General features: G+C 66.5%; 16 protein-coding genes. 11 read left to right on the top strand and 5 right to left on the bottom strand.

Annotated elements, in window-relative coordinates:
* Positions 1-53 precede the first annotated feature (53 nt).
* The 9 genes from AB0P21_RS27995 to AB0P21_RS27955 all read left to right on the top strand — a co-directional run bounded on the left by AB0P21_RS27995 (position 54) and on the right by AB0P21_RS27955 (position 9,785).
* Positions 54-554, top strand: coding sequence for a hypothetical protein (locus AB0P21_RS27995; RefSeq protein WP_363700195.1), 501 nt, complete (start codon positions 54-56; stop codon positions 552-554).
* 152 nt (positions 555-706) lie between these two features.
* Positions 707-2,212, top strand: coding sequence for an ABC transporter substrate-binding protein (locus tag AB0P21_RS27990; RefSeq protein ID WP_363700194.1), 1,506 nt, complete (start codon positions 707-709; stop codon positions 2,210-2,212).
* Positions 2,212-3,159, top strand: a complete 948-nt coding sequence (locus tag AB0P21_RS27985) for an ABC transporter permease (RefSeq protein WP_363700193.1) — start codon at positions 2,212-2,214, stop codon at positions 3,157-3,159. Before AB0P21_RS27990 ends, AB0P21_RS27985 begins: the two co-directional genes overlap by 1 nt.
* Positions 3,156-3,974 carry an ABC transporter permease gene (locus AB0P21_RS27980; RefSeq protein WP_363700192.1) on the top strand — a complete coding sequence of 273 codons (819 nt, stop codon included), beginning with the start codon at positions 3,156-3,158 and terminating at the stop codon, positions 3,972-3,974. The genes AB0P21_RS27985 and AB0P21_RS27980 overlap by 4 nt, the downstream gene beginning before the upstream one ends.
* Positions 3,971-4,933 (top strand): ABC transporter ATP-binding protein, encoded by a 963-nt coding sequence (locus AB0P21_RS27975; RefSeq protein ID WP_363700191.1) that lies wholly within the window; start codon positions 3,971-3,973, stop codon positions 4,931-4,933. Before AB0P21_RS27980 ends, AB0P21_RS27975 begins: the two co-directional genes overlap by 4 nt.
* A gap of 295 nt (positions 4,934-5,228) precedes the next feature.
* Positions 5,229-6,041, top strand: coding sequence for an ATP-binding cassette domain-containing protein (locus tag AB0P21_RS27970; RefSeq protein WP_363700190.1), 813 nt, complete (start codon positions 5,229-5,231; stop codon positions 6,039-6,041).
* The gene (locus tag AB0P21_RS27965; protein ID WP_363700189.1) at positions 6,038-7,570 is read left to right on the top strand and encodes an aldehyde dehydrogenase family protein; all 1,533 of its coding nucleotides are present in this window, start codon (positions 6,038-6,040) and stop codon (positions 7,568-7,570) included. The genes AB0P21_RS27970 and AB0P21_RS27965 overlap by 4 nt, the downstream gene beginning before the upstream one ends.
* Positions 7,571-7,579: 9 nt before the next feature.
* Positions 7,580-8,350: an SDR family oxidoreductase gene (locus AB0P21_RS27960; RefSeq protein ID WP_363700188.1), complete on the top strand. Its 771-nt coding sequence runs from the start codon at positions 7,580-7,582 to the stop codon at positions 8,348-8,350.
* A gap of 46 nt (positions 8,351-8,396) precedes the next feature.
* The gene (locus tag AB0P21_RS27955) at positions 8,397-9,785 is read left to right on the top strand and encodes an amidase (RefSeq protein WP_363700187.1); all 1,389 of its coding nucleotides are present in this window, start codon (positions 8,397-8,399) and stop codon (positions 9,783-9,785) included.
* Here AB0P21_RS27955 and AB0P21_RS27950 read toward each other — a convergent pair.
* The 4 genes from AB0P21_RS27950 to AB0P21_RS27935 all read right to left on the bottom strand — a co-directional run bounded on the left by AB0P21_RS27950 (position 9,782) and on the right by AB0P21_RS27935 (position 13,151).
* Positions 9,782-10,906: an ImmA/IrrE family metallo-endopeptidase gene (locus AB0P21_RS27950; protein WP_363700186.1), complete on the bottom strand. Its 1,125-nt coding sequence runs from the start codon at positions 10,904-10,906 to the stop codon at positions 9,782-9,784. The genes AB0P21_RS27955 and AB0P21_RS27950 overlap by 4 nt on opposite strands.
* 31 nt (positions 10,907-10,937) lie before the next feature.
* Complete coding sequence (locus AB0P21_RS27945) at positions 10,938-11,636, bottom strand: hypothetical protein (protein ID WP_363700185.1); 699 nt, start codon at positions 11,634-11,636, stop codon at positions 10,938-10,940.
* A 62-nt stretch (positions 11,637-11,698) separates the two neighbouring features.
* Positions 11,699-12,379 (bottom strand): L,D-transpeptidase, encoded by a 681-nt coding sequence (locus tag AB0P21_RS27940; protein WP_363700184.1) that lies wholly within the window; start codon positions 12,377-12,379, stop codon positions 11,699-11,701.
* Between the two features lie 364 nt (positions 12,380-12,743).
* Positions 12,744-13,151, bottom strand: a complete 408-nt coding sequence (locus AB0P21_RS27935; RefSeq protein ID WP_363700183.1) for a hypothetical protein — start codon at positions 13,149-13,151, stop codon at positions 12,744-12,746.
* 110 nt (positions 13,152-13,261) lie between these two features.
* On the opposite strand from AB0P21_RS27935, the gene AB0P21_RS27930 reads away from it, so the two are divergent.
* On the top strand, positions 13,262-14,158 hold the full coding sequence (locus tag AB0P21_RS27930) for a LysR family transcriptional regulator (protein WP_363700182.1): 897 nt from the start codon (positions 13,262-13,264) through the stop codon (positions 14,156-14,158).
* A gap of 33 nt (positions 14,159-14,191) precedes the next feature.
* On the opposite strand, the gene AB0P21_RS27925 is transcribed toward AB0P21_RS27930, so the two are convergent.
* Entirely contained in the window at positions 14,192-15,163 is a 972-nt protein-coding gene (locus AB0P21_RS27925) for an aldo/keto reductase (RefSeq protein WP_363700181.1), read from the bottom strand.
* 309 nt (positions 15,164-15,472) lie between these two features.
* On the opposite strand from AB0P21_RS27925, the gene AB0P21_RS27920 reads away from it, so the two are divergent.
* Positions 15,473-16,540 carry a hypothetical protein gene (locus AB0P21_RS27920; RefSeq protein WP_363700180.1) on the top strand — a complete coding sequence of 356 codons (1,068 nt, stop codon included), beginning with the start codon at positions 15,473-15,475 and terminating at the stop codon, positions 16,538-16,540.
* The last annotated feature ends 23 nt before the right edge of the window (positions 16,541-16,563 follow it).

The following is a 16,563-nucleotide window of genomic DNA, read 5'->3' as shown; positions in this document are numbered from 1 at the left end:
ACCCCGATCGGTGGCACCCGGGAGTACAAAGGAAGAGGCGAAGGGAGCCACGCATGACATACGACGTGGTGGTGCTCATCGAGCGGGAGATGAGCGAGGGCGACGCGCGAAGGGTCGCCGCCCTGCATGCACGGTACGAGGAGCCGGTGGACTATCACCTGCTGGTCTCCAGTCACCCCACCGAGGGGATCGGCGGTCCGATGGCGTTGCTGGGCACCAGCTTCGCCGACGTCGCCGGCTTGTCCCGGGGAGCCGGTCCGGGCCGTACGACGACCGCCACGGCGCTGGCGGATCCGCAGTACGACCTGGCCTCGGTGATCGAACACAGTTCGCGACGACTCCGCGGCCTCAACGACTGCCGGGTCAACGTCTCCATCACCCACGGTGAGATCCTGCTGGCTTTGAGAACGCTGGTCAGCAGCACCAAGAGCCAGGAGGTCGTGGTGGTCGCGTGGCCGGAGACAGCGGCTCGTTTCCTCTGCTCCAACTGGACGGAGAACGCCGGCCGGGAGCTGAAGGTCCCGCGGATCCGGGTGCTCGAACACTCCGACTAGCCGCTACGCGTCCTCCCGACCAGCGCGTCTCGCCCGCCAACGCGTCCTCGATCTGCCCGACAGTGCGCTGATACGGTCGTCACCGGCGATCCGCCGCAGCTTGACCGCCGGTAGGCAGGCAAAATGCGCACATGTTGGTCAGAGGAGTTCGCGTGAAGTCGTATTCCCCCCGGGCGATCGCGCTGGTCAGCGCCGCCGCCTTGCTGGCTGTGACTGCCTGTTCGGCGGGCTCCGGTACGTCGTCGGGCTCGTCGCCCGGCGGCGACCAGTCGCTCGTCGTCGGAGTGGTCGCCGAACCGGCCAGCCTCGACTTCACCACCACCGACGGCGCGGCGATCCCGCAGGCGCTGCTCGGCAACGTCTACAACGGCCTGGTCAAGCAGGACGAGGCCGGCAAGATCGTGCCGGACCTGGCCAAGTCGTGGACGGTCTCGCCGGACCGCAAGACCTACACCTTCGAGCTGGTCGACAACGCGAAGTTCACCAACGGCGCGGGGTTCACCGCGGCCGACGCGGTGTTCAGCATCAACCGGGTCAAGACGGCCTGGACCACCTCGCTGAAGTCGGTGATGGAGGTCGTCGCCGAGGCCAAGGCCGTCTCGCCGACCCAGCTGCAGGTCACGCTGACCAAGCCGAGCAACGGCTGGCTGTTCCGGATGACCACCCGGGTCGGCGCGATGTTCTCCCAGACCGGCGTCGACAAGCTGGCCACCGAGCCGATCGGCACCGGACCGTACAAGTTCGGCAGCTGGAAGCGCGGCGACTCGATCGTGCTCCAGCGCAACGACGCCTACTGGGGCACGAAGCCGTTCTTCAACCAGGTCACGCTGAAGTACTTCAAGGACCCGACCGCGCTCAACAACGCGTTGCTGACCGGCACCATCAACGTGATCAGCACCGTCCAGGCGCCCGAGGCGCTGACCCAGTTCACCAGCAACAGCAAGTACCAGGTGATCGAGGGGACGACGAACGGCGAGGTGGTGCTCTCGTTCAACAACTCGCGTCCGGTCTTCAAGGACCTCGCGGTCCGGCAGGCGATTCGGCAGGCGATCGACCACAAGGCTTTGCTCGACACCTGCTTCGCGGGGCGCGGCAAGCTGATCGGCAGCATGGTCCCGCCGACCGACCCCTGGTACGAGGACCTGACCGGGATCGCGCCGTACGACAAGGCCAAGGCAACGGCCGCGCTGAAGTCCGTCGCCGGTACGACGCTCCGGCTCCGGCTGCCCACGTTGCCCTATGCAACGTCGTGTGGCCAGGTGGTGAAGAGCCAGCTGGAGCAGGCTGGGCTGAAGGTGACCATCGACCAGCTCGAGTTCCCGGCGGCGTGGCTGACCACGGTCTTCAAGAACGCCGACTACGACATGTCGATCATCGCCCACGTCGAGCCGCGTGACCTGGGCGCGGTCTTCAACGCGAAGTACTACACCCGGTACGACGACCCGACGCTGGCCGGGCTGCTGGCCGCGGCGGACTCCGGCGACGAGGCGGCGCAGGTCGACAACATGAAGAAGGCCGCTCGCCGGCTGTCGGAACAGGCCGCGGCCGACTGGCTGTTCCTGCTGCCGAACCTGATGGTCGCCGAGAAGAACCTGACCGGTCTGCCGACCAACGCGATCACCGAGTCCTTCGACCTGTCCCGGCTCGCGCGTTCCTGATGGTTCTTCGCCTGGTTGAGCGCACCGCCGTGCTGCTGGTCAGCCTGGCGGTCGCCTCGGTGCTCGTCTTCGGGTTCATGGCGGTACTGCCGGGCGACCCGGCGAGGGTCGCGCTGGGGGTGAACGCGTCGGACGAGGCGGTTGCCGCGCTGCGTCAGCAGTTCGGGCTCGACCGGCCGTTGACCACGCAGTACGTGGACTGGCTCGGTGGGCTGCTGCACGGCGACTTCGGCACGTCGTACGTGTCGAAAGTTGCCATCGGCCCGCAGGTGGCCGACCGGTTCCAGGTGACGCTCTGGCTGGTCGTAGTCGCGATGGTGATCGCGCTGGTGCTGGCCGCTCCGGCGGGAACGGTGATGGCAGCGCGGCACCGCCGGCTCTCCGGTCTCGCTCTCTCTGCTCTCTCTCAGTTGGGCGTCGCGATCCCGGCGTTTCTCGCGGGGATCTTGCTGATCATGCTGTTCGCGGTGAAGCTCGGGTGGTTGCCGGCCAACGGGTGGACGCCGCCGGCTTCGGATCCGGGGATGTTTCTTCGCCAGCTGATCTTGCCGGCGCTGTCTCTCGGGCTGGTTCAGGGTGCGGTGCTCACGCGGTACGTGCGGAGCGCTGTGCTCGAGGTGCTGCGTGAGGACTATCTGCGGACCGCGCGGGCCAAGGGGTTGCGGCCGTTTCCGGCGTTGTGGCGGCACGGGGTGCGCAATGCTGCGGTGCCGGTGGTGACTGTGCTCGGGTTGCAGCTGGCGACGTTGCTGATCGGCGCGGTGGTGGTCGAGCGGGTCTTCGTGATCCCGGGGCTCGGGAGTTTGTTGCTCGACGGAGTCTCCAATCGCGATCTGCTGCTGGTGCAGGACGTGGTGATGGTGCTGGTTGTCGCAGTACTGGTGGTCAACTTCCTGGTCGATCTGCTGTACGTCGCGCTCGATCCCCGGTTGCGGGTGACCCGATGAGACGCTGGAACCCGAGTCTCGTCGTCGGTACTGCGATCGTCGGGTTGATCGTGCTGACCGCGATACTGTCGTTCTTCTGGACCCCGTACGACGCCACGCTGGTCGACCCGGCGGTCCGGCTGGCGACGCCGTCGTGGTCGCACTGGTTCGGTACCGACAAGTTCGGTCGGGACATCCTGAGCCAGTTGATGGTCGGGTCGCGGACCACGTTGTTCGTCGGACTGGTGGCCGTCGGGGTGGCGGCGGTGATCGGGGTGCCGGTCGGGATCCTCGCGGCGATGAGCCGGCGGTGGGCGAGTGAGCTCATCATGCGGTGCAACGACCTGTTGCTGGCGTTTCCGGCGTTGCTGCTGGCAATCATGTTCGGGGCGGTCTTCGGGGCCAGCACGCTGACCGCGATGGTTGCCATCGGCATCGCGACGGTGCCGTCGTTCGCCCGGGTGATTCGCAGTGGGGCGTTGCAGGTGATGCGCACGGAATACGTGCTGGCGGCTCGTGCGGCCGGACGGCGGCCGTTGCCGATCGCGGTGCAACATGTGTTGCCGAATGTGACGAGTTTGATCACTGTGCAGGCCTCGGTGTCGTTCGCGATCGCGGTACTGGCTGAGGCGGCGTTGTCGTTCCTCGGTTACGGGACGCCGCCGCCGACGCCTTCGTGGGGTCGGATGCTGCAGGAGAGTCAGGAGTTCCTGTTCAGCGCGCCGCGGCTGGCGGTGTTCCCGGGGGTGGCGATCGCGATCGCGGTACTGGGGTTCAATCTGCTGGGTGACGGGTTGCGGGACCGGTTCGATCCGAAGCTGGAGGACCGGCGATGAACGACGTACTGACTGTGCAAGGTCTGACCGTCACCGTGCGGGACAAGACGCTGGTCGAGGATGTGAATCTGACCGTTGGCCCGGGGGAGCGGGTCGGGCTGATCGGGGAGTCCGGCTCCGGCAAGTCGCTGACCGCCTTGAGCGTGATCGGCCTACTGCCCGAGGACGTTTACGCGTCCGGCTCCGTGCGGTTGGCCGGGGTTTCGCATGACCTGATCGGCGCTGACGAAAAGCAGATGTCCCGGGTTCGCGGACGGCAGCTCGCGATGGTCTTCCAGGAACCGATGACCGCCCTCAACCCGACCATGCGCGTCGGCGACCAGGTCGCCGAGGCAATGCTCATCCATCGCACCGTCGCCGGCCGCCGCGCCGCCCGCCTTGCCGCCGTCGAGCTTCTGGACCGCGTCGGCCTCCCCGACACCGCGCGGGCCTACCCACACCAGCTCTCCGGTGGCCAACGGCAACGAGTGGTCGTAGCCCTTGCCCTGGCCAACGACCCCGCGCTGCTGATCTGCGACGAACCCACCACCGCGCTGGACGTGACCGTCCAAGCGATGATCCTCGACCTGATCATGCAAGGCGTCGCCGCCCGCGAATCCGCCTTGCTCTTCATCACCCACGATCTCGCGGTGGTCGCCACCGTCTGCCAACGCGTCCTGGTCATGTACGGCGGCCGCGTGGTCGAGTCAGGCCCGGTCGCGGAGGTCTTCACCACCCCCCGGCACCGCTACACCCAAGGTTTGCTGGCAGCCTCCGACCTGGAGTCCGCCGACGCCCGCCTCCCCACCATCCCCGGCAACGTCCCCGCCGCCGGACAGTTCCCCTCCGGCTGCGTCTTCCGCACCCGCTGCACCTTCGCCACCGAAGTCTGCGCGGAAACCCCTGTCTGGGAGGGCGTTGTGGACCGCGGCTTCGCTTGCCACCACCCCGCTCCGACCTTGGAGCCAACCCGTGTCTGAGCAAACACCCAGCCCCCAGGACATCCCCGCTTCCGACGGGATTCCGGCACCCGTGAGCATCCCCGCGCCCGGCGCCATGCCTGCCTCCGGGGGTATCTCCGTGCCTGGCGCCGTTCCCGCCTCCGGGGGTATCTCCGGCCCCGGGCACCCCCAACCCCACCGCCCTGGCGGCCACCCAACTCGCTCAACCTCCGGCAACCAGCCTCCCACCACCCCCAGCCCTGGCGGCCACCCAACTCGCTCAACCTCCGGCAACCGGCCTCCCACCACCCCCAGCCCAGGCCCAGCAATCCAGGTGCTCGACGTCCACCGCGCCTACTCCCGCCCCCGCACCTCTCTCTTCAAAGCCGCCCCGACCGTCCACGCCCTCCGCGGCGTCAGCCTCGAAGTACAGCCAGGCGAACGCTTCGGCATCGTCGGCGAGTCCGGCTGCGGCAAGTCGACCCTGCTGCGCATCATCGCCGCCCTCGACCGCCCCACCTCCGGCGAGGTAGTTGTCGAAGGCACCAACATCACCCGCCTCCCGGAGCGCCGCCTCAAGTTCCTCCGGGAGAACCTCCAGCTCGTCTTCCAGGACCCGATGAGCTCCCTCGACCCCCGGATGCGGGTCCGCGACATCATCGCCGAACCGCTCGTAGTACAAGGCCATCCAGCCTCCGGAGAGCGCGTTCGCGAACTGCTCGAAGCGGTCGGCCTGTCAGCGGACGCCGGCGACCGCTACCCACACCAGTTCTCCGGCGGCCAGCGCCAGCGCATCTCCATCGCCCGCGCCCTCGCCCCGCGCCCGCGGATCCTGATCGCCGACGAACCAGTGAGCGCTCTCGACGTCTCGGTCCGCGCCCAGGTCCTCAACCTCATCTCCGACCTGGTCGACGAACTCAACCTCACCCTGGTCTTCGTCTCCCACGACCTCTCCGTGGTCAGGCACGTCTGCGACCGCGTCGCTGTCATGCACGCCGGCGAGATCGTCGAGACCGGCCCGATCGGCCAGGTCTACGTGACCCCCACCCATCCGTACACCCGCCGCCTGGTCTCCGCCATCCCCACTCTGCCAAGAGCCCTGGCCGGCGCCACCACCACCGACCTCCTGAGAGGAGCCACCGAATGAACTTCCCCGAAGGCCTGCCGATCGGCTCCGACTGGGTCCCAACACCTTCCACCGCCCCGGTCCACTTCCCGTACGACGGAACTGTGGTGGCCGAGGCGCCCATCGGCACCGTCGAGCTAGCGGGTCGGGCACTTGAGAACGCGCTCTCTGTCCGCACCCAGGTCGGCCGCCTGCCCTCCCACGTCCGGCGCAAAGCCCTACAGGGAGCGCTCTCTGCCCTCACCGAACACCGCGACGCCTTCGTCGACCTGCTGGTCCTCGAAACCGGCAAACCGCTGGTCGACTGTCGAGTCGAGGTCGAGCGCACCCTCCTCACCCTGGAAACCTCCGCCGAGGAGGTAGCCCGCCTGCACGGCGAAACCGTCCCCCTCGACCTGCTCCCCAGCGGCGACGGCCTGCAAGGCTTCTGGGTCCGCAAACCGATCGGCGTAGTCGTCGGCATCACCGGCTTCAACTACCCGCTCCTGCTAGCCGCCCACAAGATCGCCCCCGCCCTCGCCGCAGGCTGCCCAGTCATCATCAAGCCCGCCCCGCAAACCCCACTCGCAACCCTCTGGCTCGCCCACCTGATCCGCGAGTCCCTAGTCTCTGCCGGCGCCCCCGCATCCGCCGTCCAACTGGTCACCGGCGGAGCCGACGTAGGCTCCACCCTCACCACAGACCGCCGAATCGGCGCAGTCTCCTTCACCGGCTCAGCTGCCGTAGGCCACCAAATCGCCCGCGACGCAGCCCCCACCAAAGTCCTCCTCGAACTCGGCTCCAACTCGGCCCTGGTAGTAGCCGAAGACGCCAACCTCCCCGCAGCCGCCGACGCCGTAGTACGAGGCGGCTACTACGCCTCCGGCCAAGCCTGCATCAGCGTCCAACGAGTCATAGTCCTCGAATCAGTCCGCGAAGCCTTCCTCGCCGAACTCACCCCCCGCCTCGACCAACTCATCGTCGGCGACCCCCGCGACCCGTCGACCCGCGTATCAGCGCTCATCGACAACCACTCCACCACCCGAGTCCGCACCTGGATCGACAACGCGATCACCGCCGGCGCCACCCTCACCCACCCCAGCCACATCACCCAACCGACGGCCCCTCTCCCATCTCTTCCGGCCGACGCGACCTCAGCCCCCGCAACCTCCCCGGCCGCATCCGAACCAACCCCAGCCAAAAGCAGTGCAGTAATCAAGCCAACAGTCCTCCTAGACCTCCCACCCAACCAACCGATCTGGGACGAAGAAATCTTCGGCCCAGTCATCGCCATCCGCTCAGTCCCCACCCTCGCCGCCGCCTTCGACACAGTGAACGCCTCCCGCTACGGCCTCCACGCCAGCGTCTTCACCAGCTCCCTCGCAACCACCTTCGCCGCCATCGACCAACTAGACGTCGGGGGAGTGGTGATCAACGAAGTACCAGGCTTCCGCTCCGACGTGATGCCGTACGGCGGCGTCAAGGACTCCGGCACCGGCCGCGAAGGCCCCCGCTTCGCCATCGAAGAACTCACCACCACCCGAATGGCGATCATCCGCCCGAACCCCTGAGGTGAACCGATGACCGACTACGCCAACTTGTTCCGACTGGACGGCAAGCACGCGGTCGTCGTGGGCGCCGGCAGCGGCATCGGCCGCGAAGCGGCACTAGCCCTGGCCGCCCAGGGCGCACGCGTCACCGCCGCCGACCGCGACCTACCTGCCGCATCACAAACAGCCGCACTCGGCACCGAGCTTACGGCGTACGAGCTGGATGTCCTCGACGAACAAGCAGTCTTCCAAGCAGCGCGCGACCTCGGCGACGTCGACATCCTGATCTTCACCGCCGCAACCAACGTCCGCAAACGCCTCCTCGACTACACCGGTGGCGAGTTCGACCGCGTCGTCGCCCTCAACCTCCGAGCCTCGTTCGACCTCGTCCGCGCGTTCGGCGCACCGATGGCAGCGCGTGGCCGCGGCAGCATCGTCGGCTTCAGCTCGATCCGCGCCACCACCGTCGAGCCCGGCCAATCGGTGTACGCGGCAACCAAAGCGGGTCTCGTCCAGCTCCTGCGCACAGCCGCCGCCGAGCTCGGCCCCAACGGCGTACGGGTCAATGCGATCGCCCCCGGCGTGGTCGAGACCCCGCTCACCGCGCAGATCAAAGCGGACCCGAGCTGGTACGACGCCTACGCGCAAAAGAGCGCTCTCCGCCGCTGGGCCACCCCCGACGAACTGGCCGGCGCGGTCGTCTACCTCGCCTCCGACGCCTCCACCTTCGTCACCGGCAGCGTCCTGCACGTCGACGGCGGCTGGACCGCGATCGACGGCCGCTTCGATCCTCCGAACTGAACCGACCGCGCCTGACCTCGACCGACCCGTCTGGAGCTTGAGCACGATGACTGAGCATCTCGCCGATCTGACCGCCGTCGAGCTCGTTTCCCGTTACCAGGAAGGCTCGCTGTCGCCGGTCGAGGTGCTCGAAGACGTCCTCGCCCGGGTCGAGACCCTCGAACCGAAACTCTGCGCCCTCTACGCCCCTGACCCGGCCGGCGCCCGCGCCGCGGCCCGCGATTCGGAGTACAGGTGGCGGAGTGGCGAGCCAGCGGGCGCCCTCGACGGCGTACCGGTGACCATCAAGGAAAACATCGCCACCCGCGGTACTCCGGTCCCGCAGGGCACTGCAGCGACCGAACTCATCCCAGCCACTCAGGACGACCCAGCAGCCGCCCGCCTGAGAGCAGCCGGCGCCGTCATCTTCAGCAAGACCACCATGCCGGAGTACGGCATGCTCTCCTCCGGCGTCTCCACCTTCCACCACCTGTCCCGCAACCCCTGGGACCTCTCCCGCACCCCCGGCGGCTCCAGTGCCGGAGCAGGTGCAGCAGCAGCCGCAGGCTACGGCCCTATCCACCTAGGCACCGACATAGGCGGCTCCATCCGCCTCCCCGCCGGCTGGTGCGGCCTAGTAGGCATCAAGCCCACCCACGGCCGAGTAGCGGTCGGTAATCCCTACCCAGGCAGAGCAATCGGCCCACTAGCCCGTACTGCGGCCGACGCCGCGCTGGCGCTGACCGTCATGACCGGACCCGACCGCCGCGACTACACCTCCCTGCCCGGCGTAGTAGACACCTACAACCCGTCCCTGGACCCGCAGGGCCTCCGCATCGCACTACTCCTCGACGCAGGCCTCGGCCTCCCGGTAGACCCCGAGATCACCGCAGCAGTCTCCGCCGCCGCGACCGCCCTGGAGAAGGCAGGTGCCGTCGTCGAACTGATCCCGCCGATCATCACCCGCGAGATGCTCGACGGCCTCGACCACTTCTGGCGCGTGCGTTCGGCGTACGACATCAACGCATTGCCGGAAGACCGCCGCGCCAAGGTTCTGCCCGAGATCCGCCACTGGGTCTCGACCGCGGACACGCTGACCGCCTTCGACGTCTTCCACGGCTACTCGCAGATGCACGCGATGGCGTTGGCCGTCGACGCAGCCTTCGCCACCTACGACTTCATCCTGTCCCCGGTCGCCCCGATCACGGCGTTCCCCGCCGAACTCGCCTACCCGACCGACGACCCCCTGAAGCCCTTCGAACACATCGCCTTCACGGTCCCGTACAACATGTCCACCCACCCCGCCACCACCGTCAACTGCGGCTTCTCGACGGATGGTCTCCCCATCGGCCTCCAGATCGCGGCACCCCGCTTCAACGACCTAGCCGCCCTGAGCCTGGCCGGCTTCGTCGACTCGGTAGTGCCAACCCACCGACCCTGGCCGCAGCTCGGCTAGGCGAGGCGCAGCTGCGGCCGAGGATCACTCCCAGCCTTCAAGATCTCAGCAATCACCGGCACCGGCAGATGCAACTCGTCGGCCACCTGATCCACCCCGTACCCCGACTTCTCCAGCAACTCGAACGTGAGCTGCATCAACGTCGGCACCTCGATCGCACTCAATGGCCCCGGCTCCGGATACCCCCACTCGTTGAGCTGCTGCATCCCGCGCCGATAAGCATTCGGCGTCAGCACGCCAAGGTGATGCGCCCGATACACCAGCGCCTTCAGCGAAACCCCCCACCGCTGCTTCAGGTGGTGCAACTTCTCCCAGTCCAGCCGCCGGGGGAGTTCATCGACAATCTCGTCGGCCGGCATCAAGAACTCGGCAGCAAACGAATCCGCCTCCTTCTCCACGATCCGCGACCCCGGTGCCGCATCGAAATGCATCACCAGATGCGCCAGCTCGTGCGCCGAGTCGAACCGCGCCCGCGCCGCATCACCCTTGGCCGGATTGAGCAGCACCACCGGCCGGGTCGGCAAGTGCGCCGAGAACGCATCGACAGTCTGCGAGATCTCCGGCAACCGTAGTACGAGAACTCCGGCGGCCTCCAGCATCCGCACGACGTGTGGCACCGGCCCCGGCCGCAACTCGAAATGAACCCGCGCCTCCGCCGCCAACTGCGCGATATCCGCCAGATCAGGAGCCTCCGGCGCCCTCAGGTCAGGCAACAGCAGATGCGGCAACTCGACATGCTGCTCCAGCGCCGTCACCACATCGGCCGCCAACTCCGCGAACGCCAGCGCCCGATCCCGCTGCAACTGACTCGTCGTCCGCAGACTCCTGAAATGCGGACTCGACGCCGACCCCGGCTGCAACGACCGCCCCAGCGTGAAGAACTCCGCCGGCACCCCGAGCGCCAACGACATCGCCGCCACCAACGGCAACGTCGGCCGGGTCTGCCCCCGCTCGAACTGACTGACCGCCGCCGGCGTGACCCGAATCAGGTCCGCCAACTCAGTACGCCGCAACCCCCGCAACCGCCGCGCCAACGCCAGCCGCAACGGATCGAACCGCACCGCCACCCCCGCCGCCCGCCGCTCCCGCACCTCCACGTCAAGACGCGCGACAGCACCCACAGACCGAGATTCCTCCGGGCCTGTGGTCGAATCAGGCCCCATCGCGGCCGGCCACCTGGTCTTCGCCACCCCGAAGACGGACAGCGATCGGCGGCACCGGCCGTTGATCGAACCGATCCTCGTCGTACCCACCGCTGGGCACGATCGGCAACTGGTCACCCGGCAGATCCCGATGAATCAACTGCACCGCGAACCACGGCCCAGCACCGTCCAAGGTGTCCCGCGGAAACCCGAGATAGGCAGCGATGTCCGCGCTCTCCGGATCCGCCGCCCACGCGAGATGCAGGTACCGCGGCGATCCGGCCGCCGAGTTCGCCGCCAACTCCTCGTCCGGCAACTCGAACCCGTCGAACAACTCGAGCTGGTGACTGTTGGCCGCCGGCCCCTGATGCCTGGTCGCCGACGACTCCCAGTCGATCGAGTACGGATCCGCGTCCACCGACTTGCCCGGCAGCTTCGACGCCCGCAGCGTCCGCCCGAGATGCACGACCCGCAGCGAGTTGCCCTGCAGATCAGCCCGTACCTCGTTGCGCTGCGCAAACTCCTGCACGGTCCGGTTGGCGAAGTTCCGCGCCGATCCCATCCCCAGTGTCACGGCGTCATCGCCCAGGGCGGGCTCGTGCCGATCGAGATTGGTGCGCCAGACGTCGCGCAACAATCCGACCAACTCGGGCAGCACACCACTGGCCGTCCAGTCGGACGTCACCTCGCTGAGCAGGGCTTCATGCATGCGACCAGTTATAGCGGAACCCTCGGACAATTACCGGAAAATCAAGTGGGCGTGTCCCGAACTCAGTACTCGCCGTACACCTGGACCTTGGTCCCGATCGGCGTCTCCGCGAAGATGTGGTGGATCTCGGGCCGCATCACCCGCACGCACCGGTGGCTGGCCGGGTACGTCTTGATCAGCGTGTTCACCCGGCTCCCGTGCAACGCGATCCCCGGCCGGTCCTTGAGGAAGTAGATCGAGTCGTACATGTACGCGTCGTCGTACAGGCTGCTCTCGTGCGCGCCGGCCCACTTGCGCCACACCTTGCCGGTCCGGTTCGGCGTCTCGTACCCCGGCGCCCCGGTGGAGACCCAGACGATCCGCCGGATCTCCTTGCCGACGACCTGGTACAGCACCAGGCAGGTCTTGTTGACGTAGATCCCCGGCTCCTTGGTCGCCGCCGGCTTCTTGGTTGCCTTAAGCACCGACTGGACATCGGCAGCGGTCAGCCCGTCGCGGCTGACCGGCATCCCGTTGGTCTCCCGCCACGCGCACAACGCCTGCTTGGCGCGCTTGGTGATGTCGCCGTCGACGTCGCCCACCGGGTACCCGAAGGCCTTGAGCTTCGCCTCGACCTGCTTCGCGTACGCCGCCACCGGCCGCGGCTTCGGCTTGACCGTCGGCTTCGTGGTCGGCGTGGTCGGTGTGGTTGTCGGCTGAGCGCTCGGTGTGCCACTCGGACTGCTCGTCGGCGTGCCCGACACGCTGGGCGTGCTGCTTGGAGTACCGCTCGGTGTCTCAGACGGTGTCTCGCTGGGCGTCGCAGTAGGCGTCCCGTCGGACGGCGTAGCGGAAGCACTCCGACTACTCCCGGCTGAAGGTTCCGCCGCCACATCAGCGCACCCCGTCACCGCAACGGCAAACAACACAACCCCAGCAACGAGACCACGCGTTCGAGACACGATTCCCCTCTCCGTCAGCACATTCTCAGCGTCGCAGAGGCGCACCACCATCAGTCGAAGACCCGCCGAACGCACCCGTGACCGAACCGTTGCCTCCGGCCTCGACCCACCAACCAAAAGCAGGCCGGACCCACCCGGGTTCCGGCCTGCCGTGAAGAGCTTTCGACTAAAGCCCGAGGTCCCGCAGAAACTCCGGCTTGTAAGCCTGCATCACCACATACCGAGGATCGGGCGTCTCGACACCCTCATAGCTCGGCTCCGGCGCACCAGCCTCATCCACCGGCGTACTCGGATCAACCCACTCCTGCTTGGCGTGACTCCACCGCGTCAACGTGAAATCCGCACTCAGCCGATCATCAGCAACAAGCTCCCGCACAGTCTTCTCAGCCTCGCGCGCGTCGACCTCGGTACCGGCATAAATCAGCAACCGCGACCCATCCCGGGTCACCGTCACCTGCCCGCCGAGCTTCTTCTCCGCCGCCCGGTCCAGATCAACCGCCCGCAACCGCTCCAAGAACGACAACCCGTGCTCGTCGTCATCCAACTCAACCTCAACGCGGAACTCATCAGCCATACCCCCACCCTACCGACCGACGTACGGCAACTGGACACGCAACCTCGTCGCGCACGGTGACATCTCACGCCGCAAAATCACCGCCTACCCATCACCTATACTTCTGAGTCATGGAGCTGAGGCATCTCGAGCACTTCGTCGCCGTCGCCGAGCAGAAGCACTTCACCCGCGCCGCCGAGGCGATGTCGATCTCCCAATCCGGTCTCTCCGCCTCCATTCGCGCCCTCGAGCGCGAACTCCACGCTTCCCTCTTCGTCCGCAACACCCGCAGTGTCGAGCTCACCGAAGCCGGCCGAGCCCTCCTCTGCGAAGGCCGCCGCACCCTCGCCGCCGCCGAAGCCGCCAAGGACGCAGTAGCCGCAGTACAAGGCCTCCTCCGCGGCACCCTCAGCGTCGGCCTCGAACAGTGCCTAGGAGTAGTCGACGTACCGTCCCTCCTTGCCAAGTTCCGCTCCGCCTACCCAGGCGTCGAGATCGAGGTCCGCCAAGGCGGCTCCACCCCCATGCTCGACGAGCTGGCCTCCGGCCGCCTGGACGTAGCCTTCGTAGCCACCGCCGGCCACCCCATCGACGGCCTCGACCTCCGCCCCCTCTCCACCGAAGACATGGTCATGGTCTGCTCAGCAGAACACCGCCTCGCTTCAACCCCAGTCGTCTCGCTCCAAGACCTGGCGGGGGAGTCGTTCGTGGACTTCGACCCCACCTGGGGCGCCCGCGCAATCTCCGACCACGCCTTCGCCACCGCCGGGGTCGCCCACCCGGTCACCATCGAGGTCAACGACGTCCACACCCTCCTGACCCTGGTCAGCCACAACCTAGGCGTCTCCCTCGTCCCCGAACGCATCGCCGCAAAACACGGCAACCACGTCACCGTCCCCCTGGCCCCCAACTCAGCCGACTCCTGGCAAGTCTCAGTAGCCATCCCCACCGGCTCCGCCGCCAGCCTCGCCGCCGACGCCCTGATCGGCATGCTCCCCACCAGCAAAACCAACAAGCCGGCAGCCTGAACGGCGTACCGGCTTGCTGAACCTGCTTTCGCTCTACCAGGCGTAGTCCTCGGGTGAGGTCTTGTACCCCGGGAAGATCTCGTCGAGCCGAGCAAGCGCCTTGTCATCAAGCTTGAGATCAACAGCCCGTACCGCGGACTCCAACTGCTCCATCGTCCGCGGCCCCACGATCGGCCCAGTCACAGCCGGCTGATGCAACAGCCACGCCAGCGCCACGTCGCCAGGCGCATGCCCCAGCTCATCAGCAAACGCCTCGTACTGCTCGATCTGCGGCCGCATCTTCTCCACAGCCTCCTTGGCACGCCCTTCGAGCCGGCGCACCCCCTCAACATCCTTCTTCAGCACCCCACCCAACAACCCACCCTGCAACGGCGACCACGGAATCACCCCAAGCCCGAACTCCTGAGCCGCCGGCAACACCTCGCGCTCCACATCGCGCACGATCAAGTTGTAGATCGACTGCTCACTCACCAGCCCCGCGTAGTTCCGCTTGGCGGCCTCCGCCTGAGCCTGAGCAATATGCCACCCCGCGAAGTTGCTACTCCCGGCGTACAGCACCTTCCCCTGCTGCACCGCCACCTCCATCGCCTGCCAGATCTCCTCCCATGGCGTAGCCCGATCAACGTGGTGGAACTGATACAGATCGATGTACTCCGTCTGCAACCGCTTCAGCGAAGCATCCAACGCCCGCCGAATGTTCAACGCGGACAACTTGCCCCCATTGGGCCACTCATCCATGTCGCCGTACACCTTGGTCGCCAGCACCGTCTTGTCCCGATTAGCCGGATCCTTGGCAAACCACCGCCCGACGATCTCCTCGGTAGCCCCCTTGCCAACGCTGCGCCCATAGACGTTCGCCGTATCGAAGAAGTTGATCCCCTTCTCATGCGCCGCATCCATGATCGCGTGCGAGTCCTCCTCGCTGGTATGAGGCCCGAAGTTCATCGTCCCCAACACAATCCGACTGACCGACAACCCCGTACGCCCAAGCTGAGTGAAGTCCATACCACCCAACCTCCCTCGCCCACCCCAAGATTTCCAACAGAAGAATCAACTCAGTCCGATCACCCCACCTTCTGAGTGCGGTGGTACGAGCAGCAGTGTCTTGGCCGCTCATTCCGTCATACCTGGAGAGCGGGGGTCTCGCGAACATGTGTCGAGGTGGCTAATACGTTGGGTGTCCCTTAACTGAGCCCTGCTACCTGTAGCGAATACGGATTGCTGAGAGCAACACCCGCAAGGTCGGTAGGTCGAAACGCCCGCGTTCGAGCGGGCTGCCGCGCCAGGATTTACATTGGTTCAATGTGACTGAGCGTGAACGTCGATCGACCGGAGGCTGTGATGATCTCAGCTGGCGACTTTCAGGCGCTGGTGGCGCTTCGATTGAAGCAGGGCGAGTTCATGGCACTCCAGGCGGTGCAGGACGATCGCGGTGTCCAGCCACTGCTGGAGTTCGAAGTACCGGAGAAGTCTCTCGAGACGCAGCTTCGGTATCTTGAGCAGGTTGCCCGGCAGTTTCATGCATTTGGTCGGCTAGTCATGGTCGATGCGTCCGCTCTGGAGGCAGCTCCGACGTTTGGTGGTGAGCAACAAGCAGGTCTTGGCAGTCTCGCTGACCGGCTGGGCGCACCCGAAAATCTCCTTGCGTTTCCTGAGCAGATTCCATTCGTGCCGGTTGTCGGTGATGGTCTTGCCGCGAACCAGCTCGCTTGGACTGGTCGACTCTGTGCAGAACTTGGAGCTGGTGGGGCGCTTCGCGTAAAACATGAGGCGTTCATGACAGGCGAGATCGAGCGGCTGCTGAAAGGGCTGGAGCTCGCCGTCGGTGACGTCGACCTGATCCTCGATTTGGGATACCTAGAGTCCATCACTGCGGAGCTTGCGGATTCGGTGTTGAGCGCGTTCGAGGCTGCGAGGACGGTTGGGCCGTTCCGGTCCAGGACGCTACTGAGTGGCTCGATTCCATCGACTCTTGAGCGAACGGCGCTGTGGGAGCGGCCGAGGTTCGAGGAAGCTCTTTGGGGTGCTGTGGTCGACGGCGGCGGAAGAGATATCCGTCTTGGCGACTACGGGGTCGTCTATCCTCGCGGCGGGAAGTTGTTCCCCAGCAAGCACGTTAATATGAAGTACACCTGCCCTGAGCACTGGCTCTTTGGCCGCGAGCGAATGGCCGATTCGAAGAAGCAGGCTTCCACTCTGGAGATCGTCTGCCGGAACCTGGTCGAATCCGAAAGCTTCTCGGGCCCTGAGTTCTCTTGGGGAGATCAGGAGATCGCCAACGCGGCGAACGGAACGGGCACGGGTAACAGCTTGAAGAGCAAGCCGATTGCCATCGGTACCTCTCACCACCTCGCGTACCTGGCCTCGCTTCAGGCGGCTTGATAGCGGTTCATCGCCCAGGTTTC

Origin of the sequence: Kribbella sp. NPDC056861, assembly GCF_040687575.1 — a bacterium.
Lineage (GTDB): Bacteria > Actinomycetota > Actinomycetes > Propionibacteriales > Kribbellaceae > Kribbella.
This window is presented reverse-complemented; position numbering and strand designations above follow the sequence as displayed.